The following is a 16,580-nucleotide window of genomic DNA, read 5'->3' on the forward strand; positions in this document are numbered from 1 at the left end:
TGACCTATACCTTGGCAAGGTATCGCTCTACCAACTGAGCTAATGTCGCATCACAGTTTTTAAGGACTTCACCCTATTGGTAAGAAAGAAGGTATCGTTCCTTCACTTTCCCAACTGAGCTAATGTCGCATTCACGTTTTATGACTGTGAGGTCAGAATTTGGAGCGACATATCGGGTTCGAACCGATGACCTATACCTTGGCAAGGTATCGCTCTACCAACTGAGCTAATGTCGCATTCTTGCTATCGGAAGTACAACTGAAACAGGGACCGCCGTAGAAGTGAGGCTGCATTATATGCAAATTTGCTATCCCTGCAACCCCTACATTCGGAATAATCTTCCAAGCGGTTAAATTTTGAATATTGTCTCACGGTAATAGCGCATTTCACCGATAGACTCTTTGATATCCTGCAGCGCCTGGTGGGTATTTTGCTTCACAAAACCGTCCAGCAATTCAGGTTGCCAGCGACGTACCAGTTCCTTAATGGTGCTCACATCAAGGTTGCGATAATGGAAGTGATCTTCAAGTTCACGCATGTATTTATTAAGGAAGCGTCTGTCCTGACCCACGCTGTTACCACACATAGGTGATTTGCCCGCAGGTACATGCTCACGCAGGAACGCCAGGGTTTCTTCCATGGCGCGCTGCTCTGAGTGTTCACTGGCACGCACTCGGTCGATAAGGCCTGACTCACCATGATGCTTCTGGTTCCAGTCATCCATGCCAGCAAGGACATCATCGGATTGGTGAACTGCAATAACCGGTCCCTGAGCCAATACATTCAGGTTCTCGTCAGTCACCATGGTCGCGATCTCGAGAATACGGTCGGTTTCCGGCTCCAGGCCAGTCATCTCAAGGTCAATCCAAATCAGGTTCTTTACATCTGCAGTCATAGATCTGCCTATCTTCCTCGTTTCGCCCCAAACTCAGGCTTTTTTCTTCAAGACCGTGTATCATACTGCTTTTTTAAACGACACAAAATCATCTTTGTAGATGAGACGCATCTGTGAGTAAAAAGAAACCCCTTAGTCGTGGTCAGTTGCGCCGGATGCGCGCCAACCATCAAAAACGATTGCAAAAAGCTGATCAACAAAATCAGTCTCTTGACATACAGGATAGTTCACTTGAAGCCGAACAGCTTGGAACAGTGATCTCCCGATATGGCCAACATGCTGATATTGAAACCCAGGATGGTCAGATCACCCGTTGCAATATGCGACGTACAATTGGCAGTCTGGTCTGCGGCGACAAGGTCGTCGTACGTCTGAATAAAGATACGCAAGCTGTCGTGGCAGGTGTCATTGAGGCTGTACACCCACGTACATCTCAACTGAGTCGACCTGACCTTTATGACGGCGTGAAAATCATCGCTGCCAACATTGATCAAATCCTGATTGTTTCGTCTGTATTGCCCAGCTTTACGACTCAGATTATCGACCGCTATCTGGTTGCCTCTGAAGATACTGAGATCCCGCCGGTTATTGTCCTTAATAAGGTAGATCTGCTGGATGACCAAAGTCGACCCGAGATTGAAGCCGCGCTGCAAAGGTACAGAGATATTGGCTATCAGGTCTATCAGGTCAGCTCGAAAACCGGTGAAGGCATCGAAGATCTGAAGAACCTGTTGCAAGATAAAGTGAGTGTGTTTGCCGGTCAGTCCGGTGTGGGCAAGTCATCATTGATTAATGCGCTGATGCCGGATGCCGAATTGCTGACCGGTGAAGTCTCTGGCGTATCTGGCCTTGGTCAACACACAACAACGACAGCCAAACTGCTGCATTTCCCCTCTGGAGGCGATCTTATCGACTCACCCGGGGTGCGGGAGTTTGCCCTGTGGCATTTGCCAGCTGAGCGAGTCGGTTGGTGCTTTGTCGAGTTCAGAGATTACCTTGGTTCCTGTAAGTTCCGTGACTGCAAACATGGGGATGACCCGGGCTGCGCTTTACGGGATGCAGTAGAAGAAGGCAAAATTGCGCAGGACAGATTCCAGAACTATCACAGAATAATCGCCAGCCTGGACGAGCAAAGGCACGCTCGCCATTTCCGTCCCGGTATGGACGAGAGAGAATAATCAACCTTGTTGAGGAACTTACCTTGGATAAATTGAAAGTGGCTTTGCAATATGTAATGCCCAAACACCTGCTGTCCCGTCTGGTGGGCAAACTTGCCGCCGCGGAAGCGGGCGCACTGACCACCAATGGGATCAAGTGGTTTATCAAGCAGTACAAAATCGATATGAGCGAGGCAGCCCAAAGCGAGCCGGAAGCTTATAAGACGTTCAATGACTTTTTCACCCGCGAGTTGAAAGCCGGGGTGCGTCCGCTGTGCGATGATGAAGAGATGATTGTGCACCCGGTAGATGGTGCTGTCAGCCAATGCGGACCAATAGAAGAAGGTCGTATATTTCAGGCTAAAGGTCACCATTTTACTTCTCTGGCCCTGTTGGGTAATCAGGAAGATGATGCCAAACGCTTTGCAGGCGGTGACTTCGCAACGATTTACCTGGCACCCAAGGATTACCACAGAATCCATATGCCCCTTAAAGGCACCTTATCGAAAATGACTTATGTGCCGGGCGAACTGTTTTCAGTCAACCCGTTAACCGCACAAAATGTTCCTGGGCTGTTTGCCCGCAACGAGCGTGTAGTCGCTATTTTCGAAACAGAGATTGGCCCAATGGCCATGGTGCTGGTCGGCGCAACCATAGTCGCCAGTATCGAAACTGTCTGGGCAGGTACAGTCACCCCGCCAACAGGCAAGCAGGTGTTCACCTGGGATTACCCAACCGAAGGCCCTGAAGCTATCACTCTGGAAAAAGGCGCCGAAATGGGTCGCTTTAAACTTGGCAGCACTGTAGTCATGCTGTTCGCTGAAAATGCACTGGAAGCATTTGCCGATGGCGTTGCGCCTGAAGCCGTCACACGGATGGGACGCCCTTTTGCCAAGATCCGCGACTGATCTTCATACTGCAGCGCCCCATCAGGGGCTGCTGCAACTTCACCTCGCCACACTGCTGTTTGGTGGCACCGCCCTGTTTTCCCGCCTGCTGCCGTTAAATGCGCTGGACATCACCATGATCCGTGCCGCTATTGCAGCTGTCGCTCTGGCGCTGCTGGTTAAAGCCAGTCGCAAGCCAATCAGACTCAAAAGCCTGCGAGATTATGGAATCGCCATTTTGCTTGGCGTTCTGGTGGGACTGCACTGGGTTACTTACTTTGGCGCCATGCAGTTATCATCGGTGGCAATAGGTATGATCGCCTTCTTCTGTTATCCGGTAATGACGGTACTGATTGAACCATTGCTGCACGGTGACAAGCCAGCCATTCGGGACATAGTCAGCGGTCTGGTAGTACTTTTCGGCGTCTATCTGCTGATACCTGAAGCCAGCCTAGGCAATAAGGTCACTCTGGGCATTATACTGGGGATCTTGTCTGCCATGCTGTTTACTGCCCGTAACTTGCTGCACAAATACAGATTCAGCGGTTACTCAGGGTCCCACGCCATGTTTTACCAAACACTGGTTGCGGCCCTGATGCTGTTACCATTTCTTGAGGTTAACCCGGCACAACTGTCTGCAAACATCTGGTGGCTGTTCCTGCTGCTTGGAGTTGTATTTACCGCAATGCCCCATGCGCTGTTTACCTCAGCACTTGGCCACCTCAAAGCAAAAACCGTGGGTTTGGTCGCCTGTCTGCAACCCTTTTACGGTGCACTGCTCGCCTATCTGTTTCTGGACGAGAAGCTGCAGCTGACAACCCTTATCGGTGGTACCCTTATCGTCGCCACGGCCCTGTTTGAAACAGCCCAGAGTCATCGCTCAAAAAACGCGTTGAAATAACCATATACCCCGTATCATTCAGCAGGTAACTTAGTTAAGATCCTTCTCGAACGATACGGCTTTCCACCACTCCCATGACTAGAATACTCCTCCTGCTGCTGTGTTTACTCCCTGCTTTGGCCCAAGCCAATCCAACGCTTGGCCTCGACAAGCGCCTTGGCATGAACAGCAATCAAACTCAGGAGCTGACTCAGCAACAAAAACTGGCTCAGTTGCAGGAGAAAATCGCCCTGTTGAAACAGGCGGCGGACAACTATAACCGCTCCCTGATGGAGTTATCATCCCAACGTCTCAACCTGGCGGAGCAGCAAAGACAAACTCAACAGCCTCTGCAGGTAGAAAGAGAGGTAGATCTACGTCAGCAGGCCTCTTTGGCACATCTTCGTCTTTCGGAGTTAAAAGAGAGTGAGTCCCTGCTGGGTAAGCAAATAAGCACCCAACTTGAGAGACAAAAACAGTTGCCCCGGCTGATCCGGGATGCCAGAGACACCGCTCTGCAGAATCAAAGAACAAGCCTGTTACCTGCGGACTCTCCCGCCGGTGCCCTGCAACACGCTCAGAGACAACTATACCAGCAGCAACTCCTCACTCTGGAAGCTGAGCTGGATAGCAGTCCGGCGCGACTCGAAATGGCACAAATGCAGTTGCAATTGGTCAGAGCACAGTTGCATCAGCAGGAACTGCAAATCGAAACTCTGAATCAGGCTATCAGTGCCCGGCAACAATCCAACACTGATGCGACTCTGGCCAGCAATATTGTCGCTGATGACCAACTGACAGACCCCATTGCCATCGAGATCAACAAGGTTAATCTTGAGCTGGGAGATCAGCTCAAAGCACTGACCAGCGATATTAATCAGACACTGAAAGCCCAGGCGAAAGCTGAGACCCAATACCAACAGCAGGCCAAGCAACTAACCAATATTCAGGAGCAGATCACCTGGGTAAAAGTAAACTCAGCCTTTGGTGACCGTTTCCTGCAGATGCTGCAGGCCCTGCCCAAGCCCCCCAGCCCTGAAAAACTGCAGGGGGAGATCGCCGATACCCGTCTGGCACGCTACCACGTAGAGCAGCTACAGGTACTCAACCAACAGGATCTCAGCGAAACAGCTATTACTCCCGAACAGCAGAAGTTATTGAACTCTCAGCAGGTACTGATTGGACGCTTGTTGGAGGCCTTCGATCTTTATCTGGCGGAGTTGGCCAAGCTTAAACTCAGCTATGAGCAGCTGACCCAGCAATATGAAACCCTGAAAAGTACCCTCAATGAACATCTGTTCTGGGTGCCGAACGCCAATGCTATCGGCAAGCTGTGGCTCACCGAGCTGCACAGTTCGACAGTTTGGCTGGCTGAGCAAGCACCCTGGCAACAGCTGCCAAAAGCATTGGATGAACAACAGCACCTGTGGGCCTGGTGGATCATCCTGCTGGTACTTTGTCTGATGGTTCAGGATCTGTTGGCCCCCAAATATACCAACACCCTCAATGGCTACGCCGCCAATGTGGGCAATGTAACCCAGGACAACTTTATTTATACCTTCAAGGCGCTGCTGGTCTCCGCCGGGTATTCATTGATCTGGCCTATGCCGATTATTGCTGCCGGCCTTATCTTTTATGGCGCATCCCACAACTTTGTTCAGGCAGTAGGCATGGGCATTGTGGCAATGGGCTGTCTGCAGTTGCTGTACCGCTTCTACACTCTGCTGGCGCAGGATAAAGGGGTGCTTATTGCCCACTTCGGACGCCCGCCTCAGGTGATGCAGGATGTCAGTGCCAGACTGCATCGCTTTGTCTGGTTAGCCACTCCGCTGCTGGGTCTAATGGGCTTTACCGAAGTGCTGGACTCATCACCTTTACGTAACAGTCTGGGCCGGGGAGCATTTATCATCTTCTGTATTCAGCTGTTTATGTTGTACAAGGATGCATTAACCATTTCACGCCGATTCCGCCAAAGTGGTGATGAAGATGGCAAGAACAAGAAGCTGCTCCACAGAGTGCTATGGCTGGCATTACTGCTGGTCCCCTTAGTCAGTGCCGTACTGGCACTACTGGGTTACTACTTCACCGCCTTCCAGATGTTGCTGCAGTTGCAGTTGTCTTTGGTACTGGGTCTTAGTTTCTTGCTTATCTACCAGCTTATCCGACGTTGGATGCTGATTGAACGTCGTCGAATCGCATTCGACCGTGCTAAAGCCCGACGCGCAGAGATCCTGGCCCAACGTGAGAAGGGCGAGACCCCAAGCAGCGAGCAGCTGGATACCTACGAAGAGCCGGTTGTGGATCTGGAAACCATATCCAGTCAGTCACTGGGATTGGTTCGATCACTGCTGTTACTCGCTCTGCTGGCAAGCTTAATTGGTTTATGGAGCCAAACCCACACAGCGCTGTTCTCCTTCCTTGATGGTGTAACCCTGTGGACCAGCAACACCAGTATCAATGGTATTGAGCAACAGGTTCCTGTAACCCTGAAGTCAGTATTCTTCGGACTGATTATCTTTGCCTTCTCGCTGATGATTGCCACCAACCTGCCAGGCTTATTGGAGCTGATGATATTGCAACGGCTGGAACTGTCTCCGGGCACAGGCTTTGCGATTACCACTGTCAGTCGCTATCTGGTGGTGCTGTTCGGCACCCTGGTGGGATTCTCAACTCTAGGAATGGAGTGGAACAAGCTGCAGTGGCTGATTGCGGCTCTGTCGGTTGGTCTGGGCTTTGGTCTGCAGGAGATCTTCGCCAACTTTATTTCCGGTTTGATTATTCTGTTTGAAAAGCCGGTAAGAATTGGCGATACAGTGACTATTCGGGATCTGACCGGCACTGTCAGCAAGATCCAAATCCGTGCGACCACCATTATCGACTGGGACCGCAAAGAGATTATTGTTCCCAACAAAGCCTTTATTACCGAGCAGTTGATTAACTGGTCCCTGTCAGACCCTATCACCCGGGTCATTATTAATGTCGCAGTTTCCAGGGATTCAGACCCGGCCAAAGTAGAAGCTTCACTGTACCAGGCAGTAAAAGAGTGCAATGAAGCACTGGAGATACCAGAACCAGAGGTTTGGTTTGCCGGTTTTGGTCAGCATACTCAAGACTATGAGGTCAGAGCGTACGCCAGAGATATGAATGCCCGCTGGCCACTTCGCCATGCGCTGCATAAACTCATCAGCAAGAAGCTGAAAGAAAACAACCTTGAGTTGGCTTACCCTCAGCTGGAGATCCACCTCAGCCCGCAACAACGCGATTCGGGGCAGGGGCTGATACGCTGATCAAAGGTAACTTGTTATGTTGATATTTGCCCACCGGGGAGCCAGTGGCTACGCCCCTGAAAATACAGTTAAAGCCATGCAATTGGCACTCGATATGGGAGCAAGCGCCGTTGAGTTGGATATTCATCTGGTTGAGGATGAACTCTATGTTTTTCACGACCGCTGGCTGGATCCTAAATCCAGCGGAAAGGGACTGATTTCCGGCCACAGTAAAGCAGCTTTGGCAAAGGTTAGTCTGGATGGGGAACCCATTCCAACGCTGTGGCAACTTATGGCCGCAATGCAACCAAGACCGCTGGTCAATATTGAACTGAAGGGAGAAAACACTGCAGAGCCACTGATAGTACTTTATCCCCGCTTGATCAGTGAACTGGGGTACACCAGTCAGCAACTGCTTATCTCATCATTCAATCACAGATACCTGCTTGAGGTGAAACAGGCCTTGCCCGAAGCTCTGGTCGCACCACTGGTAGAGGGTGTACCACTGGATTTTGCAGCTTGTGGCGATAAGCTCGACGCTTTCTCTATTCACCTGGATGTCAACTTTATCACCGAAGAGATGGTATCCGATGCCCATAGCCGGGGACTCAAGGTCTATGTGTACACAGTCGACCGAGAGCAGGACATACTATGGATGCAGCAAATGGGTGTAGATGGCATATTTACCAACTATCCTGACCGTGCCCAGCAGATTTTACAGTAGAAAAATTAATCATTTCGCCGCAGCTATGGCAACATCAGTCTAATGCATGATACTAATAAAAAAGTACGCCCCCGCTACAACCTAAAGCCATAACTGCAGCAAGCGGGCGGATCTTTGCCATTATTAGAAGAGTGACACCTTGCAATATTCAAAGGCGGTCACCGGTCCATCTCTGTAATCGGAACTTACGGAAATTACTATGGAACACAAGTTGTTGCTGTTAACCAGAGACAACGATCAGTATCGCAGCATACTGGAAAACAGCGCTCCTTCGGGTTTAATTCTGCTTGGAGAAGAACCAAGCAACATTAAAGAAGCTGACATCTGGTTGGCCGAGCCTGCTCTGGCGGCTCCACTTCTCGGACATGCCTCCAAACTTAAATGGTTGCAATCTACCTATGCAGGCGTTGATGCCTTAATGCGACCACGCCTGCGGCAGGACTATTTACTGACCAATATTAAAGGCATATTTGGGCCGCTGATGAGCGAATATCTGTTTGGATATCTGCTGGCTCACAAACGCCAACACGCCAAGTATCGCCAACAGCAGGAACAAAGGGTCTGGCGCCCCGGAAGTTACAAAACCCTCCAGGGACAACACCTGTTGCTGCTTGGAACCGGTTCGATTGCCCGCCATATCGCCACCACAGCCAAGCACTTTGGCATGCTGGTGTCCGGTATCAATCGCTGCGGAACACCTGTTGACGGCTTTGACCGGGTTGGCAATATGGATGACCTGCCGGACTTTATCGCTCAGGCAGACGCTATCGCCAACGTATTACCAAGTACGCCGCAGACCCGGGGTATCCTTAACGCAGATGTTCTGGCCTTGATCAAACCCAATGCCGCTTTATTTAACCTTGGCAGAGGCGACGTCATGGATTTGGAAGCGCTTGACGCTCAGCTGTCACGCCAGCCTGATCAGCAGGCCATTTTGGATGTGTTTAATCAGGAACCCCTGCCCTACGACCATCCCATCTGGGCCAGGCCAAATGCGACAATCACCCCGCATATTGCTGCACCCAGTTTCCCTGAACAGGTGATGGAGATCTTCTTCCTGAACTATAAGCGTTACCTTACGGGGCAAAGCCTGACCCATCAGGTTTGTTTCCAACAGGGGTATTGAGAAGTAGGGAAAGTGCCAAAAAGCCGGTGCAAATGCACCGGCTTTTTTGTCTGTCATCCGGCACGAGAATATAGCCAGCTTGATTCCCACAATGTTTCAAGTCCGCTAATACCTATCCCCATAGAAGGTTAATCTCATCATAGCCGTATCAGCCATAAAAAACCGGCGCTGCTGCGCCGGTTCGTGTCATGGAAACCTAATTAGTGTTTGAGACTTCGCTCAAGGAACTGCTCGACCAACACTTTCTGTGAACTGATCTTATCCAGCACGCCGCGGTTAAGTACCACCATCTCCTGGCCCAACTGATTGCTGGCAGTCGTCAACTGGGAAACATTCACCACATTGCGATTCACTTCATTGGAGACACTCGACTGCTCTTCAACTGCACTGGCAATATGGTGAGTCATATCGGTAATGGAGGCCACCGCTTCACGAATCACCCTCAGGGCTTCACCAGCCTCATTGGCTTTGTCTACACAGTTTGAAGCGGCATCCACACCATGCTGCATACTTCTGACCGCTTTATCGGTTCCCTGCTGCAGCAAATTGATAATGCCCTGGATCTCAGTGGTGGACTCATGGGTTCGCTGTGCCAGCGCCCTCACCTCATCTGCTACCACAGCAAAACCACGCCCCTGCTCGCCGGCTCTGGCTGCTTCAATGGCGGCATTCAGTGCCAACAGATTGGTTTGCTCTGCAATACTTTGAATAACATCCAGAACTGTGCCAATGCCTTTACTGTGCTCTTCAAGATCCGCAACAAAGGTTGAGGTTTCCTTTAGCTGACCTGACATGGACTCAATGGCACTGACAGTCTGTGCCACTATCTGATCGCCGTTAACCGCTTCTCCCGAAGCCTGTTCGGAAGCGGTCGCCGCATCTGAACAGTTGGATGCCATATCTGCCAGGGTCGCCGTCATTTCCTGCATAGCAGTTGCAACCTGATCCATTTCCGCTTGCTGGGAAGCACTGTTGCCCTGTACATCCTCACTCATCGCACTGGACGATACGGCATTTTCACTCGACTGCTCACATGAGTCCAATGCCCGCCCCAAGAGAGCTTTAAGCTCAGAAGCCTGCATCTGCATTGCCAACTCAATATCTGCCACATCATCGTTGCGCCCGGTATACAAATAGGTCATCAAAGGGCTGTCATAAATATCTTTTGCCTTGGCAACCATGTTTCGGAAATGAGACATCACGGCGAAGCCGCCACCAAACAGCACAGCTGCACTGACAATAAATGCCAGCCAGCCAGCGACACCGGTTTGCGCAGCAAGAAACAACATAGGAAGTAGCGCCACAATGCTGACAGCAGTCAGCTTGGTCTGGGTGCTGATACGACGCTTCAAAGCAGCGACAGAACCTTTTTCATTCAGCTCTTTATAAGCCGCTTCTGCACGTGTTACCTGATCCCGCTTCGGCTTTACCCTGACAGATTGATACTCGACGACCCTGCCACCTTCAGAGATTGGAGTGACAAATGCATCCACCCAGTAGTGATCGCCATTGGCACACCGGTTTTTGACCAAACCTTTCCAGGGATTACCTTTCTTGATGGTGCTCCACATATCAGCAAAGGCCGCCGACGGCATGTCCGGATGCCGCACCATGTTATGGGGATTCCCCTCCAGGTCAGACAACTTATATCCTGCCACCTGACAGAAGGAGTCATTAGCATATTTGATGATACTTTTGGTATCAGTTGTCGAGAGCAGTATCCAATCCGAAGGATAATCATTCTCTCTTTGGGTAACAGGTTGGTTGTTTCTCATACTCGCTCCCGAAAGCAACTCAATTTCATAAAGAGCGCTGAGCCAGCGCCCTGAAAAAGGCATTTGTTCCGGACAAACTTCAGTTTGTGGCACCGCCCGGCAGATTTAAGTGTAGATCACACTTTTTTATAACGCCGGATAAATAAGTATCTATTAATTAGAACCACCCGATATTGGACATGATAACAATTCTCAATTACACTTCCTCTCGTATTTAAGCTGGAGTTATTCACTGATGTATGTATGTGTTTGCCATGGGGTGACAGAGAGTCAGGTCAAACAGGCGCTTGCCGAAGGTGTTACCGGTATGGCTGAGCTGCGCCTGAAATTGGGTATGGGTGGTTCCTGCGGTAAATGCCTTAAACAAACGGGGCAGATGATAAAGGCCGAGGCAAATGCCAAAGCCAATTACTACGAAGTAGCCTGACCTTGTTGCTGACTATCTTTCCGTGAACAGCGGCAAGCCAACTCAGAAATAACTGCAGAGGCATAAAAAAACCGACACACTGGATGTCGGTTTTTTGTTTGGGTTTACAGGCCGCCGAGAGATTCTCCCAGTTCAACCTTGTCGACTCTTTGCAGGCCCCGTGGTAACTTAGCCCCTCGGCGTCCCCTTTCACCACGATAGTGCTCAAGATCTGATGCCTTGAGTGTCAGCTTACGCTTTCCTGCCCACAGAGTGACTGCACTTCCTTCCGGCACCAGTTGCAAATGCAGCAGCAGCTCTTCACGGTTTTTAGCTCTTTCGGAAGGAATACCTATGATCTTGTTACCTTTGCCTTTACTCAGTTGAGGTAGTGCATCAACTCCAAACACCAGCATACGGCCTTCGTTGGTCACAGCCAGAATCGATGGGTTGGCTCCCATGTCCACTTTTGCAGGCGGCAGCGTCTTGGCATTGGCCGGTAAACTCAACAGGGCTTTACCCGCCTTGTTACGGGATACCATGTCACCAAAGCTACAGATAAAGCCATATCCAGCATCACTGGCCAACAGGTAATGCTGCGACTCATCACCCAATACCACATGCTCCATCAAGGCGCCTGGCGCTAAATTGAAGCGGGTCGTAATAGGCTCGCCCTGACTTCTGGCAGACGGCAGAGTATGGGTTTCTGTGGCAAACGCGCGCCCGGAGGAATCCAGGAATACCGAGGGTTGATTACTTCGTCCCTGGGCACTACAAAGATATTTATCACCGGCTTTGTAAGACAGACTTTCGGCATCAATATCATGACCCTTGGCGCAACGCACCCAGCCCTTATCTGACAGCACTACAGTTACCGCTTCTGCAGGGATAAGCTCCTGTTCAGTCAGCGCCTTGGATTCTCCGCGTTCAATCAAAGGAGAACGTCTGTCATCACCAAATTGCTCAGCATCCTTGGTCAGCTCTTTCTTGATCAGCGTCTTCAGACGACGTTCAGAACCAAGCAACTGCTCAAGCTTCTCACGCTCAGCTTCCAGCTCACTCTGCTCGCCCTTGATCTTCATCTCTTCCAGCTTCGCCAGGTGGCGCAGCTTAAGTTCAAGAATCGCTTCGGCCTGTTTATCTGTCAGACCAAAACGGGCAATCAGTTCAGCCTTGGGTTCGTCGTGGAAACGGATGATCTCTATCACTTCATCAATGTTGAGGAAGGCGATCATCAAAGCATCAAGAATATGCAGGCGGGCCAGCACCTTATCCAGGCGGAATGCCAATCGGCGCTTGACTGTGGTTAAGCGGAACTCCAGCCATTCTGTCAACAGCTCTCGCAGACCTTTGACCTTTGGACGCCCATCCAGCCCCAATACATTGAGGTTAACCCGGAAGCTCTTTTCCAGATCTGTAGTGGCAAACAGATGTGCCATCAGCTGATCGCAGTCAATGCGATTGGAGCGAGGAACCACGACCAATCTGACCGGATTCTCATGATCCGATTCATCACGCAGGTCTGTCACCATAGGCAACTTCTTGGCCTGCATCTGGGCAGCAATCTGCTCAAGAATCTTTGCAGCACCTGTCTGATGAGGCAGAGCTGTAATGACGATCTCGCCATTATCGACACTGTACACAGCACGCATTTTAATGCTGCCACGCCCGGACTGATAAATCTTGGTAATATCAGCCGCTGGGGTCACGATTTCCGCTTCTGTTGGGTAATCAGGTCCCGGCACAAACTCCATCAGACGGGGTAAATCCGCTTTTGGGTTTTCCAACAACTCGATACAGGCAGATGCCAGTTCGCGAACATTGTGAGGCGGAATATCTGTCGCCATACCTACGGCAATACCGGTAATGCCGTTAATCAGAATGTGTGGCAGTCGGGCAGGCAGTACCAATGGCTCCTTCATGGTGCCGTCAAAGTTGGCACCCCAATCGACTGTCCCCTGTCCCAGCTCTCCGAGTAATACATCGGCAAACCTGGACAGCTTGGCTTCGGTATAACGCATTGCCGCAAATGACTTGGGATCGTCAGGCGCACCCCAGTTGCCCTGACCGTCCACCAACGGATAGCGATAAGAGAATGGCTGCGCCATCAATACCATGGCTTCATAACAGGCACTGTCACCATGGGGGTGATATTTACCCAGCACGTCACCTACAGTACGGGCCGACTTCTTATATTTAGCCTGCGCACTGAGACCCAGTTCGCTCATGGCATAAATAATACGGCGCTGTACCGGCTTCAGGCCGTCACCGATATGAGGCAAAGCCCGGTCCATGATGACGTACATGGAATAATTCAGATATGCGTCTTCGGTGAAGCGCCGCAATGGCATCTGCTCTACACCATCCAGACTCAAATCTATTGAATCACTCATTATTTCAATTCCTGTTATTCTGCTTCCAAACCCTTGTAATAAAGGCGGTAAATATTGCCTTTCAGGTCGTCGGAAATATATAAGGCACCATCCGGCGCCGTTACTAAGGCATAGGGTCTGGCTACCGGAAACTCTCCATCCAGAAAACTCACCAGGGTGGTACGTTCAGTAACTCTGTTACCGTCCAGAGACAATACCACCACCTGATACCCTACTTTGCTTGAGCGATTGGTAGAGCCATGTTCAGCCACAAACAACTGCTGTCTGAACTTGACCGGAAATGACTCGCCCCGATAAAAATGTACACCCGCCGGAGATACATGAGCCGGCAGCTCATACTCAGGCTTTCGAATATTCATTTGAGATGGCAGCTTGAAACTTGGCTCCCGGGTGCTTTCGCCATGCATATAGGGAAAGCCAAAATGTTCGCCGGGCTTTGCCAACCTGTTGATCTCATCAGCAGGCAGATTGTCTCCCATCCATTCACGGCTGTTGTCGCCGAACCAAAGCTCCTGCTTATCCGGAGACCAGTCCATCCCCAGCACCCGACGAACGCCTGTCGCAACCTGCTCAGCGTTACCTGTGTCAGGGTCTATGGCTAAAATACTGCCGTAGGGCGCTCTGGCATCACATACATTGCAGGGAACACCCAACGCCAGATAAAGTCGGCCATCGGGCCCAAATGCCATAGAGCGCGTGGCACCTTTCTCAACTGGCGGCAGCCCTGAGTAAACCACTTTGGGGCGTCCCGGTCGCTTGAGTCTGGTCTCAATATCCAGAAACTTCAGGATTTTGTCATCCTCGGCCACATACAGATCGCCCTGATAAAACGCCAGGGCCTCAGGCCGCTTCATATGACGATCCAGCACATAACGCCGGTCAACCCTGCCGTCCTGGTTTTCATCAACCAGCGCCATCAGGTGACCTGTGTCACCAGTGCCGACAAACAGAGTGCCCTTATCGCCCAATGCCATCTGTTTGACATCGCCAAGGCCCGAAGCATAAAGACTCATTCCAAAGCCTTTGCTGACAGTGAGCATCACCGAAGCCTGGGCACTTATGCTCAGGTTGGCGATAAGCAATGACAGCAAACCGACACATCTTGTGATATTTCCTTTCGGTTTCATTTCGGGCCCTTACATCCTGTGGGTTTGGCAGATTAGATAACCGCCAGGTCCCCTTTGCTCTCCAGCCAGGTCTTGCGATCTGCTGAGCGCTTCTTGGCCAGCAACATGTCCATCAGTGCCAGCGTCTCTTCAGCATCATCTATGGTCAGCTGAACCAGGCGACGGGTATTGGGATCCATGGTGGTTTCTCTGAGCTGCAGCGGGTTCATTTCACCCAGACCTTTAAATCGGGTGACCTGAACCTTGCCTTTTTTGCCTTCGGCAACAATCCTGTCCAGCACCCCTGTCTTTTCCTGCTCATCCAGGGCGTAATACACCTCTTTACCGATATCGATTCGGAACAGAGGTGGCATAGCAATATAGACATGACCTTGCTCAACCAAAGGACGGAAGTGACGCAGGAACAGCGCGCACAGGAGTGTGGCAATATGCAGTCCATCTGAGTCAGCATCGGCGAGAATACAGATCTTGTGGTATCTCAGCTCAGCAATATCCTCGCTGTCCGGATCGCAGCCGATAGCCACGGAGATATCATGTACCTCCTGAGAACCCAGCACCTGAGATGCATCCACCTCCCAGGTGTTCAGAATCTTACCCCGCAGCGGCATGATCGCCTGAAACTCGCGATCACGAGCCTGTTTGGCACTGCCTCCTGCCGAGTCCCCCTCCACCAGGAAAAGTTCTGCACGGGCAGGGTCCTGACCGGTACAGTCGGTCAGTTTGCCCGGCAATGCAGGGCCTGAGGTTACCTTTTTACGGGCAATCTTCTTGGCAGAACGCAATCGTCGCTGGGCGTTACTGATACACAACTCTGCCAATGCTTCGGCCTGAGCTGTGTTTGAGTTCAACCAAAGGGAGAATGCATCTCTGACAATACCGGACACAAAAGCTGCACACTGTCGGCTGGACAACTTCTCTTTAGTCTGACCGGCAAACTGAGGGTCCTGCATCTTAACCGACAGGATAAAACTGGCTTTATCCCAAATATCTTCGGCTGAGAGTTTCACGCCTCTTGGGGTCAGATTACGGAATTCACAGAACTCCCGCATAGACTCAAGCAACCCCTGACGAAAGCCATTCACATGGGTTCCGCCCAAAGGCGTTGGGATAAGGTTAACGTAGCTTTCCCCGAGGTACTCACCACCTTCAGGCAACCAGGTAATCGCCCAGTCAACAGCCTCAATCGCACCAGCAAAACTGCCTACGAAAGGCTCTTCCGGCAAAGCCAGCGCATCCTTCAGGGAGCTTCTCAGATAGTCGGTCAGACCATCTTCATAAAACCACTCCTGGGTTTCATTGGTCTGTTTGTTGACGAACTTGATACGCAGGCCTGGGCAAAGTACCGCTTTGGCCTTCAGCAAATAGGTGAGCTTGCCAATAGAAAAGTTGGCAGAATCGAAATAGCTGGCATCGGGCCAGAATCGCACCCGGGTTCCCGTGTTGCGCCGACCACAGGTACCGGTTTCCCGCAGCGCTTCTACCCGTTCGCCGTGCTCAAACGCAATATCGAATACCTTGGCATCACGGCGTACTGTCACTTCAACCCGGGTCGACAGGGCGTTTACCACCGAGATACCAACACCGTGCAAACCACCTGAAAACTGGTAGTTCTTATTGGAAAACTTACCACCGGCGTGCAGCTTGGTCAGGATCAGTTCTACCCCGGGAATCCCCTCTTCAGGGTGAATATCCACTGGCATACCCCGACCATCGTCGATCACTTCCAGAGAGTTGTCATCGTGGAGGATCACTTCAATCTTGCTGGCATGGCCCGCAAGCGCCTCATCCACGCTGTTATCTATCACCTCCTGACCCAAATGGTTGGGGCGGGTGGTGTCCGTGTACATGCCAGGGCGGCGTTTAACCGGATCAAGGCCATTTAACACTTCAATCGCATCAGAGGTGTATTGGTTTGTCATAGCGCACACAAATTAGTATTAAAAT

General features: G+C 51.0%; 12 protein-coding genes and 1 tRNA gene. 7 read left to right on the forward strand and 6 right to left on the reverse strand.

Annotated elements, in window-relative coordinates; all coding sequences use genetic code 11:
• Positions 1 to 160: 160 nt before the first annotated feature.
• A tRNA-Gly gene (locus tag L2725_RS11470) sits at positions 161 to 236 on the reverse strand.
• Positions 237 to 349: 113 nt separating this feature from the next.
• Positions 350 to 895 (reverse strand): oligoribonuclease, encoded by a 546-nt coding sequence (gene orn / locus L2725_RS11475; protein WP_249249085.1) that lies wholly within the window; start codon positions 893 to 895, stop codon positions 350 to 352.
• Positions 896 to 1,008: 113 nt separating this feature from the next.
• Here orn and rsgA point away from each other — a divergent pair, with 113 nt between their 5' ends.
• The 6 genes from rsgA to L2725_RS11505 all read left to right on the forward strand — a co-directional run bounded on the left by rsgA (position 1,009) and on the right by L2725_RS11505 (position 8,935).
• Positions 1,009 to 2,073 carry a small ribosomal subunit biogenesis GTPase RsgA gene (gene rsgA, locus L2725_RS11480; protein ID WP_249249086.1) on the forward strand — a complete coding sequence of 355 codons (1,065 nt, stop codon included), beginning with the start codon at positions 1,009 to 1,011 and terminating at the stop codon, positions 2,071 to 2,073.
• 23 nt (positions 2,074 to 2,096) lie between these two features.
• A complete protein-coding gene (gene asd, locus L2725_RS11485; RefSeq protein ID WP_249249087.1) occupies positions 2,097 to 2,960 on the forward strand; it encodes an archaetidylserine decarboxylase in 864 nt (287 codons plus the stop codon).
• Positions 2,941 to 3,840, forward strand: a complete 900-nt coding sequence (locus L2725_RS11490) for a DMT family transporter (protein WP_249249088.1) — start codon at positions 2,941 to 2,943, stop codon at positions 3,838 to 3,840. Before asd ends, L2725_RS11490 begins: the two co-directional genes overlap by 20 nt.
• Positions 3,841 to 3,914: 74 nt before the next feature.
• Positions 3,915 to 7,106, forward strand: coding sequence for a mechanosensitive ion channel domain-containing protein (locus L2725_RS11495; protein ID WP_249249089.1), 3,192 nt, complete (start codon positions 3,915 to 3,917; stop codon positions 7,104 to 7,106).
• A 16-nt stretch (positions 7,107 to 7,122) separates the two neighbouring features.
• On the forward strand, positions 7,123 to 7,809 hold the full coding sequence (locus L2725_RS11500; protein ID WP_249249090.1) for a glycerophosphodiester phosphodiesterase: 687 nt from the start codon (positions 7,123 to 7,125) through the stop codon (positions 7,807 to 7,809).
• A 199-nt stretch (positions 7,810 to 8,008) separates the two neighbouring features.
• Complete coding sequence (locus L2725_RS11505; RefSeq protein WP_249249091.1) at positions 8,009 to 8,935, forward strand: D-2-hydroxyacid dehydrogenase; 927 nt, start codon at positions 8,009 to 8,011, stop codon at positions 8,933 to 8,935.
• 200 nt (positions 8,936 to 9,135) lie between these two features.
• Here L2725_RS11505 and L2725_RS11510 read toward each other — a convergent pair whose 3' ends face one another.
• Entirely contained in the window at positions 9,136 to 10,710 is a 1,575-nt protein-coding gene (locus tag L2725_RS11510) for a methyl-accepting chemotaxis protein (protein ID WP_249249092.1), read from the reverse strand.
• A gap of 235 nt (positions 10,711 to 10,945) precedes the next feature.
• Here L2725_RS11510 and L2725_RS11515 point away from each other — a divergent pair, with 235 nt between their 5' ends.
• Positions 10,946 to 11,137 carry a (2Fe-2S)-binding protein gene (locus tag L2725_RS11515; protein ID WP_115137145.1) on the forward strand — a complete coding sequence of 64 codons (192 nt, stop codon included), beginning with the start codon at positions 10,946 to 10,948 and terminating at the stop codon, positions 11,135 to 11,137.
• A 104-nt stretch (positions 11,138 to 11,241) separates the two neighbouring features.
• Here L2725_RS11515 and parC read toward each other — a convergent pair whose 3' ends face one another.
• Genes parC through parE form a run of 3 tightly spaced genes read right to left on the reverse strand, consistent with a single transcriptional unit; the run spans position 11,242 to position 16,555 of the window.
• Positions 11,242 to 13,509 (reverse strand): DNA topoisomerase IV subunit A, encoded by a 2,268-nt coding sequence (parC, locus tag L2725_RS11520; protein ID WP_249249093.1) that lies wholly within the window; start codon positions 13,507 to 13,509, stop codon positions 11,242 to 11,244.
• Between the two features lie 14 nt (positions 13,510 to 13,523).
• Entirely contained in the window at positions 13,524 to 14,636 is a 1,113-nt protein-coding gene (locus L2725_RS11525) for a PQQ-dependent sugar dehydrogenase (RefSeq protein ID WP_428985286.1), read from the reverse strand.
• A 32-nt stretch (positions 14,637 to 14,668) separates the two neighbouring features.
• Positions 14,669 to 16,555 (reverse strand): DNA topoisomerase IV subunit B, encoded by a 1,887-nt coding sequence (gene parE, locus L2725_RS11530; protein ID WP_249249094.1) that lies wholly within the window; start codon positions 16,553 to 16,555, stop codon positions 14,669 to 14,671.
• Positions 16,556 to 16,580: the final 25 nt, after the last annotated feature.

Source organism: Shewanella corallii (assembly GCF_023349125.1).
Classification (GTDB): domain Bacteria; phylum Pseudomonadota; class Gammaproteobacteria; order Enterobacterales; family Shewanellaceae; genus Shewanella; species Shewanella corallii.